We start from the raw sequence: 17,570 nt of genomic DNA on the forward strand, positions 1-17,570 counted from the left end.
ATTTTAAGGGTGTTTGCACCTATGGATTTATTAAACTTGTATAATTAACCACTTTCTGGCTAAATAAAAGTAACGCCTAATCAAAGGGTTTTTTCATGTTAAAACGCGATATTTCAACGACTAACATTCTTATCGTTTCTGCAGGGGGAATGATTGGATCGGGGTGGTTGTTTAGCCCCTTTATTAGTGCGCAAATGGCGGGCAGCAATTCATTGATTTCTTGGATTATTGCTGCTGTTTTTATGATTTTTATTGCTCTGCCGCTATGTGAACTGGGTACAATGTTTCCAATTTCTGGAGGCATGTCTAATTATCCAACTTTTACCCATGGAAAAGAGGTTGGTTTTTTATTCGCGTGGACATCTTGGCTGTCTTATGTTGTTATGACCCCAATAGAAATACAAGCAATTCTGCAATATTCAAGTCATTTTTTCCCAATATTAATTGCCAAAGATTCAACAACATTCACTCTTTCAGGATATGGTTATGTTGCAGCAATGGGTATCATGCTTTTCGTCGTCATATTGAACTCTTATGGAATTAAATTGCTTGTTGAATGCAATAAATATGCAAGCATTATTAAATTCATATTACCAGGTATTGCGATTGTTTCATTGCTGCATGTCGCACCGACCATGGATAATGTCAAAATTAGTTTGTCTGATAAAGACAGTTGGGTAAATATTTTTACGGCACTTTCTGCTGGGGGTATTGCTTTTGCTTTTACTGGATTTCAAAACGGTTTGGTGCTGGCAGGAGAAGTAAAAAATCCACAACGAAATATTCCTATTGCTATTTTAGGTGCTGTGCTGATTGGATTTGTTTTGTATTTCATGTTGGAATTGAGTTTCATCGCTGCAATGCCTCAGAAGTATGTAGCTCAGGGCTGGCATGCCTTAAGTTACCCAGGAGATAGCGGGCCTTTAGTGGGCTTGACATTACTTTTAGGTCTAGGTGTAGTGGCAACATTACTGATGATTGATGCTGCTTTTTCTCCTTTTGGGACAACTCTGGTTTATACAGCGGCAACTTCCAGAATTTTATATGGAATGGCCTTAAATGATCATTTACCCAAAATCTTTTTAAAGGTAAATCGTCATAAAATTCCTTATGTAACTCTTTATGCAAACTTATTAGTTGGAATGTTATCTTTTCTTCCTTTTCCTGGATGGCAGAAGTTAGTCGCCTTTCTCTCTTCTGCTAGTATTCTTTCTTACAGTATTGGGCCCATATGTCTCTTGGCGATGCGGAAATTACAGCCATTAACCCCAAGACCTTTTAGACTTTCAGGAGCGATAGTTTGTTCGCATATCGCATTTTATTTTTGTAATTTAATGCTGTATTGGTGTGGGTTTTCAATTATATGGAAGTTGGATATTGCCTTACTTATGGGTATTCTGATTTATTGTGTTTATCATCGTAAAAACTCCTGGGATAATAGCGCGCTTTTATACTGGTTTTTATTTTATATGGTTACCGTACTTATTGTTTCCTATATAGGTGTTTTTGGGGGTATAGGTATTTTAAAGTTTCCTTTTGATCTCTTAAGTTTGCTGCCCTTGAGTATTTTTATTCTCACTTCGTCCCAACGATTACTCAGTCCCATGCGACATGAGCATGTTACCTCTATATTAGAGGAGTCGACTAAAGTTTTAGAGGATAAAATTCTTACATAAAGGTTATTTAATGATATAATTGCTCGGAATTTGGGTTTTGTTGGATTTTTTTATGTGCTTGGGATTATTTGACTTCAGAGATTTAAGCAAGCGAGTTTTTTTATTTTTAGGGATTTGCTTTCTATCAGTTTCTTTTGCAACTGAAGTGCCAATTTATGATTTTTCGATAAAATCTTATTCCCAAAATATCAATGATTATTTTCCCTCAGACAGTAACGACTATGATACTCCTCTGTTAAAGCGAGAGTATCAAGAGGAGCAACTGCAACAATTCTATAATCATTATTATTCTGATCATGGTGAAGGGCTTTCTCCTTGGAACGAGAAGATGGTAAATTCCGTTCTCCCTGTAGTTAAAAAAATTGAGCTGGAATTATTAGACGAATATGACAACCAAAATAAATCCGATGAAGAGCGTCACTTTGCGGAAAATTTTAAAGAACATGATGCATGTCTGGCTAAATCATATCAAAAACAATATGGATTTACCTGCCATTGAGGGATTAAGATTTAACGAAAGGAATCGAGCTATTGCAGTAAATAATACTTTTGCACGTGCGCTTCCGGATCATGCTCCGGACTTCTTTCACTTCACTATGCCGGGCCAAGGTTTCCCGTTCGATAATTTACAAGAATCAGTTGTTTGGGCGGGAACCCCCCTCTATGTTTTCACTGTCTCACACGATAAATCTTGGTCATTAGTACTAACCCCAGATGCTTACTTTGCCTGGGTAAAAAGTTCCGATATTGCTTATGCTTCAGGCGGATTTATTGAAGAGTGGAAGCGCACCGCTAAAAAGGGCCTTGTGGCAATCACTGAAACAGAAGCAAGCATCGTGAATCAACATCAGAATTTTCAATTTGCAGGCTATATAGGTGCAGTATTTCCACTTCTTAATCGTAATGAAAATTATATTTCTATCTTGATCCCAATAAAAAATGCACATCATCAAGCAGTGATTCAAACTGGATTTGTGAAATCGCAATCTGCAAGTCTGATGCCTCTTGAAGCCTCGAAAAAAAATATGGCTAATATTATGAAACAATTACTAAACCGTCCTTATGGATGGGGAGGGGCTTATTTTTTTAATGATTGCTCACAAGAATTAAAGAGTATATTTACTCCGTTTGGTATTTGGCTACCGCGAAATTCGGCTCAACAGGCAAAAATAGCTTCGGGTATTGATCTCACCCAAAATACAGTTGATGAACGAATCAGCGCCTTGAAAGTACAAGGACATCCCCTGATGACACTTATTTACATTGGTGGTCATGTGATGCTTTACTTAGGGAATAAGTCCATAAACAATCATGAAATGGCTGCAATGACCTATCAGAATGTTTGGGGACTTTCTCCTGAAACCAAAGATAAACGTTATATCATTGGACAATCATTGTTTTTTCCGTTGCTTAAGTATTATCCGGAAAATCCAGATGTAAGTTCGCTGGCGAATAAATCTTACTTTAAGATGATTTATCTTGATGAGCTTAGTACTAGAAGCACTACACCGGAAGCGTTTTCACGAAGCTTTATAAAACCTGATGGCCCTCATTCAATTTTATAAAATGATAAAATCTAAGTTAGCATATATTTTTTTGGTATTACTTGTCTTTTTAATTTATCGATATCTACCAATAGCTAAAAGTTCTACTGACCTTTGTATGGTTGCTCATTTACAAAATCTTCCTGATTGTTCATCCCAAGTGATTCTGGTAAATCATATAAAAGGTTTTGAAGCTGAGGTAACTGCTTGTAAAAAACATGGTCATGCATGGAAGCAAGTATGGAGCTCTTTTCCAGCAGTAGTAGGTAAGAGTGGAGTAGCTCCTTTAGGAGAGAAACGGGAAGGTGATATGAAGACACCTGCTGGTTTATACCCTTTGGGCGATGCTTTTGGCTCAGAGCCTCTAGCACTTAAAATGGATTTTAAATACATTACTGCTGATGATAAATTTATAGATGATGTATCCCATAGTGGTTATAATACCTGGGTAAAAGGAAATACAAACGCCAAAAGTTATGAAACGATGCTCATTGATGCATATAGAATAGGTGCGATAGTTAATTACAACATGAATCCTGTAATCCCCGGAGCAGGAAGTGCTATTTTTATACATTTATGGCGATCAATTCATTCTGGAACTTATGGATGCATTGCTATGGATGAACCCCATCTATTAAAACTACTTCATTGGTTGGATAAAGATAAGCATCCTTATATTCTCATATCAGGTAAGTTTTCTTAAGGAAAATAAGGCGGAATCCAGATAACTGATGTGGGTCAAAATACTTTAATTAGGGAAATTAGGGGTTGCACTTCAGTTCTGAATGGGTAAAGCTATGTTTTATGTTTCTTTTTAGGATAAATGCCGTGTGCTATTCTAATTATTTATGTTTCTTTGCCGCTCTTTTCATGAGTCAAATAGGAAGTTCTCAAACGCTTTCAGAGAAAATAGATGGGATTATTGCGCAGAAATTGCCTCATGCAACCGTTGGTATTGTCATTAAAGAAGCAGAGACAGGGAAAGTGGTTTACAGTCGAAATGCAGATAAATTACTTGCTCCAGCCAGCGGCATGAAGTTGCTTACTGCAGCAGCAGCGCTGTATCAATTAAAGCCAGACTATCGTTTTAGAACAACGCTTTCTCAAAAAGAACACGATTATTATATTCATTTTACCGGTTCACCGTCTTTTACGGTAGATAATTTAGCTTCTTTATTGCTTAATTTGAAAAAAAATAATTCGAACACGATAAAAGGAAATGTGATAATTGATAGCTCACAATACCAGGCTCCATATTATCCAAGTGGTACATCGTATGATGATTTAGGATGGTATTATGCTGCTCCAGATACAGCGGCAATATTAAATGAAAACAAAGTAGCCTATGAATTGATTAGTGCAAAAGAATTAGACAAACCTGTAACGATCACACTAAAGAAAAACCAGCCTAAAGCACTGACGCTTGTTAATGAAGTGGTCACAGTGAGTAAAGAAGAGGAAAAGGAGCATTGCAGCCTGAATCTTGAAGTGAAACCTAATAATACTATTCGCTTATATGGCTGCAAGATGCAGGATAAAAACCCCAAATTAATAGAGCTTGCTATTCCTGATCCTTTGTTATTTGCCAAACAAGTGGTCCAAAAAACTTTCGATAAAAATAGTATTATTTTGAAAGGAAAAATTATTTCAGGAGTATCGCCAACGGATACTCATTTTGTTGCCAGCTTTCAATCAAAAACGCTCAGTAAATTGATTATGCATATGCTGCAACAGTCCGATAATCTTTATGCAAACAGCCTTACTAAAAAATTAGGCTTTACTTTAACTGGAAAAGGAACTCATAAAGAAGGAGCATATGCTATTAAAAAAATATTATCTGAGCATACGCATCTGGATTTGTCGCAAATGGAAATCGTTGATGGTGAAGGAACGCGCTACAATTTGGTGACTCCAGAACAAATGGTGATTTTGCTTAATGACCTTTATCATGATAAAAATATGAAAACTATTTTCTTTAAAGCCTTACCGCAAGCAGGTGTTTCAGGAACTCTAAAGGATAGAATGAAGAAAACCATGCTCGAGAAAAAAGTTTATGCCAAAACGGGTTCAATGCATGATATCTCTTCATTATCTGGTTTTATCATTAATCCACATGACAAGACCTTCATTTTTTCCATTATTGTCAACGGAGTGAATAAACCTCTAGTAAAAGCCAAGTCACTTGAGGAAAAAATATTATTAGCTTTAGATGAATACAGTTTAGAGGCGAGCCCTAGCTAAAACCTCAATATTGTACCTTTAAGTACCTAATAAAATAGGTGTTTTAATCATATCGTTTTCTGGCTTATACTAAATTTATAGCCAAGGAAAAGAGTATGGATGAAAAGCACATATTATAAAGCTTTCACGAATTTAACTGGGATAATCTGTTTTCTTACTGGTATTTTTGATTTATTCATCAGGTATTTCAATGCTCATTTATCAGTTGAGTTTCCTGGATATATCTTTATGAGGCCGACTACGGCTTTTGGCTTTATTTTGGCAGGCTCATCATTAATTTGTTTAAATAGGAGATTTATTCAATTTAGCCGAGTCTTAAGTAGTATTCTTTTATTATTTTCCGGGGGTTATTCTATGTGAGTACATTTTAAAGGTTAATCTAGGGATTGATACATTCTTTATGAAAGTCTTTTCACTGGATTCTCATAACTACCCAGGCAATATGGCATCAAGTATTGCTTTAAGTTTTATAATTATTGCTCTGTGTTTCCTCATTATTTCATTTCATTTTTCCAATTACTGGCTTTGGTTGTGTTTATTGGGTGTTTTTTTTACCTTAAGTTTAGGATTTATTGCAACTACCAATCACTTTATTGAGTTCGCAACACATTTTGGCGTTGGACGATGGATGAGGATTTCAATTTATACTTCTTTGGGTTTGATCTTTTTAAGTTTGGCAATCATTTCCTATATTAATTCAAAGAATGTAAAGCATTCATTCGTATCCCTTCCTTTAATAACAGTTTTCGTGATTTTAAACATCACTGTTTTGGGATGGCAGTTCACTAAAAAAAATCAGGAAAACTCGTTAAATATGTTATTACAGTTGAAAGTTGAAAATGTAGAGGATGTGGTTGAGTCGCATACAGCAGAGCTCGCTTCTTCATTTTCAAGAATTACTTATCGTTGGCTACATCGGCAAATTACCCCTGAAAGTGAATGGCGAGCGGATCTGATGCGCTATATTCATGATCAGCCGGGTTACAGAGCAATCGGATGGGTTGATAACAAATATACGATACGTTGGATAGTTCCCGAAGAAGGTAATGAATTCATAAAAGAATATGGGCTTTTTAATAATCCTGATCGACGTGGGGAAATGCTAAAAAGTGTAGCAAAAAACGAGTTACAAATAAGCTCCCAGTTTGATTTGGTTGAGGGAAACAAAGTGATTTTACTATTTAGCCCCATGCTGAAAGAAAACTATTTCCAGGGATTTATGGTGGGGATTCTAAATACAACGGCATTTTTAAAAGATATTTTAAAAAAAATGGATATTCAAGGATATAATTTGAGTATCTATGATACTTCCGGGCTTTTATATACCAATGCCCCTCGAGATCATAAGCTTTACAAAAGTTGGAAACACAGTATTACACTTCCCTTATATGGACAAAAGTGGAGGATCATTCTTTGGCCTTCCATTGCCCTTCACAATCAGGTTATTACTTCCTTTTTTCCCACTATGATCTTGATCATTGGAATAGTTATGGCTCTGCTTTCTGGATTTTTAATTCATACACTGCAGTTTATAAAGGGGAACTCTGAAAAATTAAAACGAACGCAAACTGAACTCGCAAATGCACGCGAGCGTTTGCAAGGAATTATTGAAGGAAGCAGTGATTTGGTTGCCGCAATTGATTTGAATTATGATTTTATTGCATTTAATACAATGTATAAATGTGAAGTTTATCGTATTTTTAAAGTTGATTTGGAAATTGGTATGAATTTCAGATCGCTTTTACAGAAAATGAGTGTTGAAAATCAAACAAAAGTTATGTCGCTTTGGGAAAGAGCAATGAAAGGTACTGGATTCACAGTAATTGAGTCATTTAAAGACAAACGATATGAAGGGCTAGATTTTGAAATACATTACAATCCTATCCATGATTCGGAGGGCGAACTTATTGGTGTGAGCCATTTTGCAATCAATGTTCATCAACGTATTCATAATGAAAGAAAACTTGAAGAGTCTAAAGTAGAACTGGAAAATGTAGTTAAAAGTCTTGAAATTCAAAATAAAGAGCTGGAGTTATTGAAAGAGCTAATGAGTTTATTGCAATCAAGTCTTTCTATGGACGATGCGATTGAAATAATTAAAAATTACAGTAAGCGAATTTTATCAGGAACTTCGGGGATTGTTTATCTTATTTCTTCAGACAATTTAAACCTGATTAGCAGGGTACTGAGCTGGGGGGAACCGGTTTCTAATTTATTCCTTTTTACACCTAAGGATTGCCTCTCTTTACTACGACATCAATCTTATTATATTTCTGATACAACGGAAGGTGTTTTGTGTAACCATATTAAAAAAGGTGAAAAAAAACCTATAAGCTATGTCTGTTTGCCTTTATTTGCGCAAAATGAAATGCTAGGATTATTTTATGTTGAATTTGGCTTAAATACAGATAACCAACGATTGATTGCGTTGGCACAAATTATCTCCGAACAGTCTGCATTAAGTATATACAATATTAAGCTGCGTGATGTTCTAAAAACCCAATCCACTCAAGATAGTCTAACTGGTGTCTATAACCGACGCTTTTTTGAAGAGTACTTGCAAAAAGAAATTTTAAAAACTAAAAATCATCCATTCACATTTGCTCTTTTATTAATTGATATTGATTATTTTAAAAAAGTAAATGATACCTATGGCCACTTGGTAGGCGACCAGGTTCTTCTTGAGTTTGCCGCAAAAATACGTCAAATATGTCGACAAGATGATTTAATATCCCGCTGGGGTGGTGAAGAATTTATGATTTTTTTACGAATTGCTAACATGGATGCGGCCAAATCAAAAGCAGAAGCAATTCGTGAATCTATTGAAAAGTTTTCAGTTGAAATCAATCAGGAAAAACCTATTTCGGTTACCATATCAATTGGAATTGCCTTTTATCCCTATGATGGTAAAAAAATAGATGACTTAATATCAAAAGCTGATGAAGCACTTTATCAAGCAAAAAAAATGGGCCGTAATAAAGTAGTAGCAAGCTCAAGGATGCATCAAAATAAAAATCATTAATTAAATTTTGAGCATTTAATGGGATTATATGCGGTCGTTTGACATGGATCTATGACAAAATTGCGAATTCTAAGTCTTGAGTAAAAGCAAACTAGTTGCGCAACTAACTTTATTTAAAATAAATCATAAATGAGGATAAGATGGAACAACGACGTATATTGGGGTTACCCGCTAGTACTTCACTTGTTATTGGCAATATGGTTGGATCTGGAATTTTTCTTTTGCCATCTTCTCTTGCATCTTTTGGCAGTATAAGCCTGTTAGGTTGGGTAATTACCGCTTTGGGTTCTATTTTATTAGCAATCATTTTTGGTAAATTAAGTCAGCGGATGCCTTTAGTCGGAGGTCTCTATGCTTATTGTCGACATCAGTTAGGTGATTTTGCTGGATATCAAGTCAGCATTGCTTATTTACTGGGTAATATCATTGGTGACGCAGCCACTGTTGTTGCTCTATTGGCCTATCTTACTATCTTTTGGCCGGCAATTCAGGCTAATCATTTTTTAGCATTTCTAGTTGGGAGCGCAATTATTTGGTGCATAGCTTTACTTAATATTATTGGTATAAAGGAAGTCAAGATTGTTCAGGTTGCCACCACAATTATTAAATTAGTTCCTATTGTGCTTGTTTCAATTGCAGGTTTATTTCATGTGCAAGTCGCTAATCTTTCTGATTTTAATGTTTCAGGACAGTCTAATATTACTACATTAGCTAATGTTGCTATGTTAACTTTTTTTGCTTTTGCAGGATTGGAGTCAGCTACAATTCCTGCAGAAAATGTTAAAAACCCAGAAAGAACTATTTATCGGGCTACCGTGCTAGGAACTTTTATTACTGCACTTATTTACATATTAAGTACAATAGCAATTATGGGGATGTTTTCGTCGAAATTTTTAGTGAATAACCCAGCCCCTTTTGCTGCAGCAGGTAGGGTGATTTTTGGTGAGTTAACAAATCAAATCTTTGCTTTAGCAGCTATTATTTCCTGTTTATGTACAATTATTGGTTTTTTATTCATTACAAGTCAGGCCGCTATGGCGACAGCAAGAGATGGGTTATTACCAAGTTTTCTTGCAAAATTATCGCGATATCAGACGCCTTATTGGTCAATTATTATTTCATCGTTAATTATGACGATTTTATTGGGAATGAACTACTCCAAACTGCTGACTTCTCAGTTTACCTTGCTTGTCACCTTGTCTAATCTATGTATTTTAGTCCCCTATCTTTACACTACCGTTGCTGCTATGGTGTCCTTTCGCCAATTTAAAAAAACGGATACAAAGAGTGACTTTATCAAAGCGATGGTTATTTTTATTTTAGCTTGTGTTTATGTTTTATTTGCTATTATAGGCTCAGGTCAAGAGGTTATTTTTTATGGTATTGTCTTATTATTCATTCTAACACCTTTCTATTCATTCATGGCAGCTCCCTTTAAGAAACCAAAATACAAGGTGCAAAATGACTAAAAATTGATCAATTCAATGCCGCTTGATATAATAAATGAATATTTATGTATGGTTAATGAGAAAAAATATGCCGCACCCCTATATTCGTAAAGCTGAACCCGATGATTATGAGGCGATATGGAAAATATGGATGCAAGATCACGTTATCCAATGGATGTCCTTCACCAAGCAGACCCAAGAAGAGTTTAGGTCGCATTATGCGCATATGGCAAAAACGAGCGATATCTATGTGCTTATTGATAAAATCGATGATGTAGAGAAAATTGTTGGAGTAAGACGAATTAAGTTTGGTAAAAATCAGCATCAACATATCGCAGAATATTGCTCAATGGGCATTGACAAGGATTATCAGGGCAAAGGATATGCAAAATTCTTTTATCAGGAATTTGAAAAAATCGTGCGTTTAGCAGGTATTAAAAGAATACAGTTGACTCAAAGTGGTGGAAATTTAGCAGCTTTTCATATAGCAGACAAAGATTTTTCTGAGGAAGCTGTTTTTCCTGATTGGTTGCAGCGGCGCAATAACGAGGGGAATTTTTATCTCATTGAGCGCTATATTTGTCGTTTTTTGGATGATGAATTAGTTAAAGCCGCTTCTAAATTACCAAGCTTAAAATATGAGGAAGTTAATCCACCATTGCAGTCGGCAAATAACAACGCTATTACAGTTAAACGGGTGAACAGTCAATATACTGCCTATTTTCAAGAAAAACCCTTACTAACTCTTGATGTTGAACCGGATAACTCTGTAATTCGACACATTGGCTTCATGTCAATCCAGCTCCATATGCCGGAACATCAGGCAGAAGCTACTCAAGCTTTGCAAAAAATTCTCACAGATATTCTGCAAGAAAATCGTGTAAAAAAAGTAGAGCTATTTACGGCTGAACCTGCGGTAGCTGAATTATGTCAAAACACTGGTTTTTTTGTTCGTGGCGAAACAATCGCTTCATATTATGATGATAAAGAAGGGTTTAAAAATGAATTAGGGGTAGAATATAGCTTCTTTAATATTACTGATGCTCAAAGTTTAATAACAGCCAAAATTGCCAATACAGAAAAGAGGGAAAGAGTATCTTCTGCGCTTTTCAATTGCTCTGTAAAAATTAATGAATTAATCAAGAGCAAAACTTGTGATACTTTAGGTGCACGTTTTCTTGAAAATTTAATTTACCAAATGGTTCGTGATGGTTTGGGGCCAAACAGAGTTTTTTCGCTGGACGACAAACGATGGTTGCCCTTAATCAAGGAAACACCATGTATTTTGCAGGACGATTTAAGTCGTCTTCTGAATCGTTTGCAAGATACAGGGGCTACTTTTTTTAAATCTAACGTAGAAGAGAATACCTCCATCAATCTTATAACTAAAATAAATAGTTTTAACGAATGATAATGCAAATCCAATACCCTATATTATTCAGATTTTAAGGGGATAACTCAGAATTAACATTTGTGGTGGTTAAGTATTTATCCGCGATCCGCTGGATGCGTGCATGAAGCAGGGCAAGTAGACAAAAATAGATGTGCTTACTCCGTATGTTCTTCTCCGTCTTGTCATTGCTAAAAAAATCTGGATAATCGCTAATTATTTTGATGAGTAGAAGTAATGAATACTGAAAAATTATTTTCCTATGGCACGTTACGTTATGATGCAGTGCAGCTGAGTAATTTTGGACGAAAATTACATGGAACAGCAGATGTTCTTCCCGGATTCGGCATGTCTAAAATAAAAATTAAAGATGTGGATGTGATTGCTACAAGCGGTGAAGAGGAACACCCCATTATTACATATACTGGAAAATTTACAGACAGCATAGAAGGGATGGTATTTGATGTGAGTATCGAAGAGTTAAAGAAAGCAGATTCTTACGAGGTTGAAGATTATAAACGAGTCAAAGTAAAGTTAGCTTCAGGTGTATTTGCCTGGGTATATGTTCATGCTGAAAGCGTAGAAATCATTGAGGGTTCATTAAGCCTCAATTAAGGCTTAATGAACCCTTTTTTAATGAACTGCACGATGTTCATCTTTAACCCACCTCATCAAAAATGCACCGATGATTTGGTATAAAGGTAAAACAGCCAAGCCAATATGATAACTAAATAGAGAAAAATCGTGAGAGACATCTACATTACTAAATGTATCGAGAAGTTTCCCTATTGCAGGTTCAGTAATTGCATCCAGGAAGGCGTCACTTGCATTGATTAAAGAGGTTACTGTACCAGCCAGATATAATGGATTGGATTCTTTCCCGATTACAAAAACTATTGGAAATGCTCCCAAACTAAAACCAAATAGAAAAAGTAATACGCTCAATAGCCAAATGGGCATGGGGTGGGCATAAATGACCAAACTAATAGATAAAGCAGAAATTATTGTGCTGTAAAATATAAACGCACAGCGATTTTGTATGCGATTAATAAATAAAGCAAATACGGGGCATGCAATTGCCAGTCCCACAAATACTAAAGAAATAAGAGATGGGGCAACTAATTTATCTAAATGATACGCTTTTTGTAAAAAGGGATTCCCCCATAAACCACAAAAAATAACTATGGGAGAAAATGCCAAACCACTATATCCTGTTAACAACCAGTTTTGTTTATTTTTTACAATTAATAAAATATCTTGCCATAAATGTGGGTTTTTAGAAGCATGCCGAGTATTGGATTCTAAAGACTCAATGGAGAAAGAAGGTTTGTCTTTAACAATAAAAAAGAACAAGAAGGCCAGTATGATACCCATCCAGGCCATATAAACTAAACTGGTCCTCCATCCTACCTGACTAATCAACCATGCGAGCGGCATTTGTCCAAAAATTGCTCCGACCATTGCGGCCGTAACAAGTAATGAGGTTAGTAATGCATAATGTTTTTTGGGAAACCATACTGCCGCTAATTTGAAATAGGCGATGGAAGCAAAAGAAACGCCAACCCCGGTCAAGGTACGCCCCCAAATAGCGGTGTTTAATTCCTGAGCCTGAGAAAAAATATAAATTCCAAAGGCACAACAAAAAATTGCTCCTGTGGTAACCCATCGTGTGCCGTAGCGATCGAGAACGATTCCTACAAATAAAGGTACGATGAGATAAGTCCAGAAATAAGCTCCGGATAAAACACCAAGACCTAATCCCTGTAGATTAAATGTATCCATCAATTGTTGAGGCATTACACTTGGAAAATTTTGGAGGATGTACTTATAAAATAAAAATGCAGCGCATAAACTAATGATAAAAAGAGCGCGGTAGGTTATTGTTTTTTGTTGCTGCGATGCGTCTGCATCAAGTGCATTTCCCATGGTGAATCTCCTCAATATTGTTAAATCGTATCACTTGATTATTCGGCCTTCTCCCTAGAGAAGCTGAACAATCAAAGACGCGACTCTAGGGCGAGGAGAGGAACACCACGACCACCACTACAACTGAAACGATAGAAACAATAGCACGCACCAACCCAGCAGAGCTGCTTAAAAAAATTGGATGTCTCGAGTTATTGTTCATATATATTGCAGAGTGAGAGATAAATTGTTAATTATCCTGATGATACCAATTAGTATTAATTCGTGTCAAATAAATTATCAAAAAAGAAGGGAGTAACCACTGACAAAGTAAGAATGTATTGGTTGATTGAGATTACAACATAAGAATAAATGAATGGTATCCGAGACATCAATGCCTCGGATTAATCTGAACATGGTGGACTCAACTGGGATTACTTTTTATATTTTAACTTTGAATCTTCTTCTGGCACTGGAATATCAGGCATTAGCATTCTGAATTTGTTGAACCAACTATATCTTCTCTCTGGAGCCATAATTTCACCAGGTCTGACTTCATTGATTAGTTCTTCTAATGCACCTTTTCTCTCCGGTGGAACTACTGCCTCAAGTTCATGACGCGCGTTGAGAATATCTTGTGGACGTGGAGCCGGAGCCTGAGATGGTACTAAACGCTCTAACATGAGTGAATAACTGCTTTTGGGTTGTGGTTTTGGCGTCATGCTAAAGGGTGTTTTTTCTGGCAGAAGTTGCAATTTAGTTGTTTGAACTTGATCTATGCGATTCAGCAACGCTTGTGCACGACTTTGGCAAGAGTGTGTTCGTTCTCTAATTGATTCTACATCACGTTTCATTTGATCGTTGTAGAAAAAGTTAACGGTACAAATATTAGATCGCGACTGCTCATAGTTTAGCTTTGCTTGCAACCAGTCATCTTCACTTAATTGGCGTTCAGGAGTTATATCTTCCGAAAAATAGGCATATGAATCTCCATACCGTCGAAAACGAGACATATGACGCGGATCTATAATGTGTTCCGCCTCACTGAAATCGTAAACCTGCCTCCCCTCTGGGTTAAGAAGAATTTTTTCATTTCTCAAAACTTGCAGCGCTTGGGAAAAGCCGCGTTCTTGTAATCTTAAAGCTTCTATTTCACGTGCATGGTATGTGGGTGATTCATGTATCTGTTCCGGTTCATTTAATCGAACCCTGACCCGCTCAAGTAATTGTTGGAATAATTGTTCAGAAGTCTGAGGAGGCTGCTGGAGTTGAGTTTGATGAAAGGAAAGCCGATCTTCCAACATGCGAATTCTTCTATCAATACGTTCTTTAGTCAGCTGTACTTCTGTGGTATCACGTGAAGTGGGAGGAATTAGTGCTGTTTGCTGTACTCTAAGAGCGGCAAGTTGTGTTGTCAAGCTTGCTATTTGTTGATTTGCATGGGCAACATAGTGAGTCATTGGCTGATTATTGAATAGAGGTACTAGCAGATAGGCGTTAAGCTGATCCAGATCGTCCGTGAGATAAGCATGATTTTCTTCCATTAACAACACTTCTTCTTCAAGGGCTTCTAACTCTGCTTCTACTTCAAGTAAGTCTTCTTCTAATTTTCTTAGCTCTTTATCAAGCTCTTGAATCTTATTGGCACGTATGTTGGCGTCAACCATATTCGTAGCAATGGAGTTGTTGCCTTTTTTCCCTTCGGCTCTTGCTTCCTTAAGCTTTTGATCGATTTGTTGTTGTGTTTGTTCGCTCACATGTTCTGTTTGTGCTTTACTCTTAGCAATTAATGACATAAGAAGGAAAAGTAAACTTTGCTGACGGAGCAGTTCTTCTGCATTTTTTTCCCTGATAAATTGAATTTGTGCCTCTTCTTTCATGATTTCTTGAGCGATCATATTTATGGTTTCGTTACCGCCAGCTGTTTTAAGAAATTCAAGTACCTGGGCGGCATCTTTTAGTCCAAAACGAGCAAGAAATTGAGCTGCTAAAGAAGAAGTTGTTTCTGTAGTGGACCTATTGCCTTTTTCTATGTTTGCAAACCATTGTTCAAGCTGGCTTGAAGTCAACGCCATTGGGGAAGATTGAGTGGGTGAGGATGTAGTTGCCACGAGGAACTCCAGTATATAAGCCTGTTCAAATTATAAACTTTTTTGAACTTAAAGTAAAGCACTTGCTTTAGTAATAACCAGAGAAATCAAGATGTTAATTTATTGATACATAATTAGCGAAAGCTGGTTGCATTTTCCAGCGATTTTTCTATATCCCTTTGAAAAAGAAGTTTCTTCCATAAAATAGATAAGAGAGTAATAAACACCAAACACCCAATAATTAATGAATCATACTGAAGTAGTGATCCATATTTTAATGAAGCAGGGGGGGTAAAACTTACTGTAAGCGAAATGATGATCCCAATAAAACCCATAATAGAAAATAAAATAATGAACTTATAAAACTGCTTTTTTTCTTTCCATGCTAAACGTATTGCCCCTGCAAACAGGAGTCCATACATAAATAAATACATTTGTGTGGCCAGAGTAATCATGAACCAATAGGAGGTATTAATACTGGGAAATAGCAAAAAAAAAGTACTAATAAGGGATACACCACATGCTTGCATAACCAGGAATTTAGTAGAAGATTGATTTGTTGAGTTATCGAGTTCATTGCTCGCAAATAAAAGACCTTTAAGGGGCGCAATAAGCCAGTTATTCGCGCAACCAATACACCCGAGAACGATTAAGAAATTGACAACCAAACTCAGTTTTGCAAATTGGATTTGGGTAAAAAAAACTTGAAATAACTCAGGTATGCCGCTAATAAAATTCAGTTGCTGCGGGGAAAGCAATAACGCTAAAGTTAATGAGCCAAAAAGCATTGTAACAAAAATAATAATCACCGAGATTGCAATGGCTTTAGGCAAAGCACCGGGTTTGCAATCTTGAGCATGAACACAAGCAATTTCAATACCGCAAAAAGAAAGAATGATTGCGGTTAAAGAAGCCCATGAATCTTGATGAGAAGGTGTGATAAGTTTTAGGGATTGAGGATGGTAAATGATCCAAATAAGTCCTATACCCAAAATTAAAAGGAATGGAAGTAAAAGTCCAACTATGGAGCAAAAAACTGTTAATCGATTGGATAAATGAAGTCCTTTTATGTTAATCCAAGTTAAGCACCAAATAAGAAGATTGATCATAATAAAAAGAAGCGTTTTATTTCCAATAAGACTGGGGTCAATGCAAAACAAAAATGTCCCTGCTATAAAGCTGAAAAATGTAGGGTAAATAAGAATGTTTTGCATCCATTGAAACCAAATGGCGATAAAGCCCGGTTTTCTGCCCAGACTATTTTTTACCCACCCATAAATTCCTTCATGAGACTTAGAGGAAAACCATCCTGAAACAATGGCACTGGGTAATAAAAAGAAAAAAAATGCCAGACCAAAATACCAAAAAATTTCTGTGCCAACTAATGCTGCAGCAGGCAAATTACGAATGCTGTCTACTGAGCCGACAGTCATTAGGGTCAAACTAAAAATGGTCAGCTTTTTATTCATTAGAATCTCAATGATAAACAGCTTAAACCACCATCAATTTTACGAAACTCACTCACATCTACGAGGCTAATTTGAAAACCTGAACTCCGAACCATTTCTATGGATCGAGGGAAACCTTGAGGCATAATGACGCTGTTATTAACTCTAATGCAATTGGCTGCATAAGCTTCACTTTCCTCAACAATTAATTGTTCATATGAGGTAAAAGCAGAATGATTCACTAATTCACCATGGACCAGCAAGCATCCATTACCCAGATAGGAAATTCCTGTTTTTAAATGCAGAAATTTTTTAAGTTCTACGAATGTACTTTTATAGCCATACTGAGTCAACAAGGCAGACAGTTGACTTGCCCCCTCTCTGTTGGTACGTTGTGAAATACCTATATAAAAATGATCTTCAACTTGCAAGACATCTCCTGCTTCCAATGTTCCAGGAGCTTCTATGATATGGATTCGTTCTTTATAAAAGGTTTGGATACATGGTTCAATTAGATTAACCTCTCCTTGTCTTGATAGGGCTCCAGGGCGCGTAAGCAGTGCGAATCGATCTGTAAGAAGTGCAGCATCTTCAACAAAACATGAATCAGGGAACGTATCTGCTGCAGGTAAAACAGTTACTTCTAGACCACACTGGATCAATGTATTAATGTAATGTTGATGTTGGTTCAGAGCTTTTGAATAGTCAGGTTGACCTAACTCCGTTGTAGAGGTTAGCCCATGAATCAAATTAGGTGATGGTTTTCGCACTATTGCTTGTTGAAACATAATAATTCCCTTTAATAA

General features: G+C 36.4%; 13 protein-coding genes. 9 read left to right on the top strand and 4 right to left on the bottom strand.

Going from position 1 to position 17,570, the window contains the following annotated elements; translation table 11 throughout:
• The first annotated feature begins 95 nt into the window (after positions 1 to 95).
• The 9 genes from FOLKNPGA_RS09025 (at position 96) to FOLKNPGA_RS09060 (ending at position 11,936) form a co-directional block, all read left to right on the top strand.
• Entirely contained in the window at positions 96 to 1,676 is a 1,581-nt protein-coding gene (locus tag FOLKNPGA_RS09025) for an APC family permease (protein ID WP_182349605.1), read from the top strand.
• Between the two features lie 52 nt (positions 1,677 to 1,728).
• Positions 1,729 to 2,175 carry an NlpC/P60 family N-terminal domain-containing protein gene (locus tag FOLKNPGA_RS18930; protein WP_255465942.1) on the top strand — a complete coding sequence of 149 codons (447 nt, stop codon included), beginning with the start codon at positions 1,729 to 1,731 and terminating at the stop codon, positions 2,173 to 2,175.
• Positions 2,120 to 3,241 (top strand): SH3 domain-containing protein, encoded by a 1,122-nt coding sequence (locus tag FOLKNPGA_RS09030; protein ID WP_255465943.1) that lies wholly within the window; start codon positions 2,120 to 2,122, stop codon positions 3,239 to 3,241. Before FOLKNPGA_RS18930 ends, FOLKNPGA_RS09030 begins: the two co-directional genes overlap by 56 nt.
• Positions 3,242 to 3,338: 97 nt before the next feature.
• Entirely contained in the window at positions 3,339 to 3,923 is a 585-nt protein-coding gene (locus FOLKNPGA_RS09035; protein ID WP_232890965.1) for a L,D-transpeptidase, read from the top strand.
• Between the two features lie 167 nt (positions 3,924 to 4,090).
• Positions 4,091 to 5,461: a D-alanyl-D-alanine carboxypeptidase/D-alanyl-D-alanine-endopeptidase gene (gene dacB, locus FOLKNPGA_RS09040; RefSeq protein ID WP_255465944.1), complete on the top strand. Its 1,371-nt coding sequence runs from the start codon at positions 4,091 to 4,093 to the stop codon at positions 5,459 to 5,461.
• 400 nt (positions 5,462 to 5,861) lie between these two features.
• Positions 5,862 to 8,483 carry a diguanylate cyclase gene (locus FOLKNPGA_RS09045; RefSeq protein ID WP_182349608.1) on the top strand — a complete coding sequence of 874 codons (2,622 nt, stop codon included), beginning with the start codon at positions 5,862 to 5,864 and terminating at the stop codon, positions 8,481 to 8,483.
• Positions 8,484 to 8,623: 140 nt separating this feature from the next.
• Positions 8,624 to 9,952 (top strand): amino acid permease, encoded by a 1,329-nt coding sequence (locus FOLKNPGA_RS09050; RefSeq protein ID WP_182349609.1) that lies wholly within the window; start codon positions 8,624 to 8,626, stop codon positions 9,950 to 9,952.
• Positions 9,953 to 10,019: 67 nt separating this feature from the next.
• Positions 10,020 to 11,342 carry a GNAT family N-acetyltransferase gene (locus FOLKNPGA_RS09055; protein WP_182349610.1) on the top strand — a complete coding sequence of 441 codons (1,323 nt, stop codon included), beginning with the start codon at positions 10,020 to 10,022 and terminating at the stop codon, positions 11,340 to 11,342.
• 216 nt (positions 11,343 to 11,558) lie between these two features.
• Positions 11,559 to 11,936 (top strand): gamma-glutamylcyclotransferase family protein, encoded by a 378-nt coding sequence (locus FOLKNPGA_RS09060; protein WP_182349611.1) that lies wholly within the window; start codon positions 11,559 to 11,561, stop codon positions 11,934 to 11,936.
• Between the two features lie 18 nt (positions 11,937 to 11,954).
• Here the strand turns inward: FOLKNPGA_RS09060 and FOLKNPGA_RS09065 are convergent, their stop codons facing one another.
• The 4 genes from FOLKNPGA_RS09065 to FOLKNPGA_RS09080 form a co-directional block, all read right to left on the bottom strand.
• Positions 11,955 to 13,247, bottom strand: a complete 1,293-nt coding sequence (locus FOLKNPGA_RS09065; protein WP_182349612.1) for an MFS transporter — start codon at positions 13,245 to 13,247, stop codon at positions 11,955 to 11,957.
• 413 nt (positions 13,248 to 13,660) lie between these two features.
• Entirely contained in the window at positions 13,661 to 15,337 is a 1,677-nt protein-coding gene (locus tag FOLKNPGA_RS09070) for a hypothetical protein (protein WP_182349613.1), read from the bottom strand.
• A 113-nt stretch (positions 15,338 to 15,450) separates the two neighbouring features.
• The gene (locus tag FOLKNPGA_RS09075) at positions 15,451 to 16,785 is read right to left on the bottom strand and encodes an APC family permease (protein ID WP_182349614.1); all 1,335 of its coding nucleotides are present in this window, start codon (positions 16,783 to 16,785) and stop codon (positions 15,451 to 15,453) included.
• The gene (locus tag FOLKNPGA_RS09080) at positions 16,785 to 17,552 is read right to left on the bottom strand and encodes a dimethylarginine dimethylaminohydrolase family protein (protein ID WP_182349615.1); all 768 of its coding nucleotides are present in this window, start codon (positions 17,550 to 17,552) and stop codon (positions 16,785 to 16,787) included. The genes FOLKNPGA_RS09075 and FOLKNPGA_RS09080 overlap by 1 nt, the downstream gene beginning before the upstream one ends.
• Positions 17,553 to 17,570 lie beyond the last annotated feature (18 nt).

Origin of the sequence: Legionella sp. PC1000 (assembly GCF_014109805.1) — a bacterium.
Lineage (GTDB): Bacteria > Pseudomonadota > Gammaproteobacteria > Legionellales > Legionellaceae > Legionella > Legionella resiliens.

What these genes read in the sequence shown, in the direction of transcription:
- FOLKNPGA_RS09030 (WP_255465943.1), top strand. Translation starts at nt 2,120, where the DNA reads ATGATGCATGTCTGGCTAAATCATATCAAAAACAATATGGATTTACCT.
- FOLKNPGA_RS09080 (WP_182349615.1), bottom strand. Translation starts at nt 17,552, where the DNA reads ATGTTTCAACAAGCAATAGTGCGAAAACCATCACCTAATTTGATTCAT.
- FOLKNPGA_RS09050 (WP_182349609.1), top strand. Translation starts at nt 8,624, where the DNA reads ATGGAACAACGACGTATATTGGGGTTACCCGCTAGTACTTCACTTGTT.
- FOLKNPGA_RS09065 (WP_182349612.1), bottom strand. Translation starts at nt 13,247, where the DNA reads ATGGGAAATGCACTTGATGCAGACGCATCGCAGCAACAAAAAACAATA.
- FOLKNPGA_RS18930 (WP_255465942.1), top strand. Translation starts at nt 1,729, where the DNA reads ATGTGCTTGGGATTATTTGACTTCAGAGATTTAAGCAAGCGAGTTTTT.
- FOLKNPGA_RS09025 (WP_182349605.1), top strand. Translation starts at nt 96, where the DNA reads ATGTTAAAACGCGATATTTCAACGACTAACATTCTTATCGTTTCTGCA.
- FOLKNPGA_RS09075 (WP_182349614.1), bottom strand. Translation starts at nt 16,785, where the DNA reads ATGAATAAAAAGCTGACCATTTTTAGTTTGACCCTAATGACTGTCGGC.
- FOLKNPGA_RS09060 (WP_182349611.1), top strand. Translation starts at nt 11,559, where the DNA reads ATGAATACTGAAAAATTATTTTCCTATGGCACGTTACGTTATGATGCA.
- FOLKNPGA_RS09035 (WP_232890965.1), top strand. Translation starts at nt 3,339, where the DNA reads ATGGTTGCTCATTTACAAAATCTTCCTGATTGTTCATCCCAAGTGATT.
- dacB (WP_255465944.1), top strand. Translation starts at nt 4,091, where the DNA reads ATGAGTCAAATAGGAAGTTCTCAAACGCTTTCAGAGAAAATAGATGGG.
- FOLKNPGA_RS09045 (WP_182349608.1), top strand. Translation starts at nt 5,862, where the DNA reads ATGAAAGTCTTTTCACTGGATTCTCATAACTACCCAGGCAATATGGCA.
- FOLKNPGA_RS09055 (WP_182349610.1), top strand. Translation starts at nt 10,020, where the DNA reads ATGCCGCACCCCTATATTCGTAAAGCTGAACCCGATGATTATGAGGCG.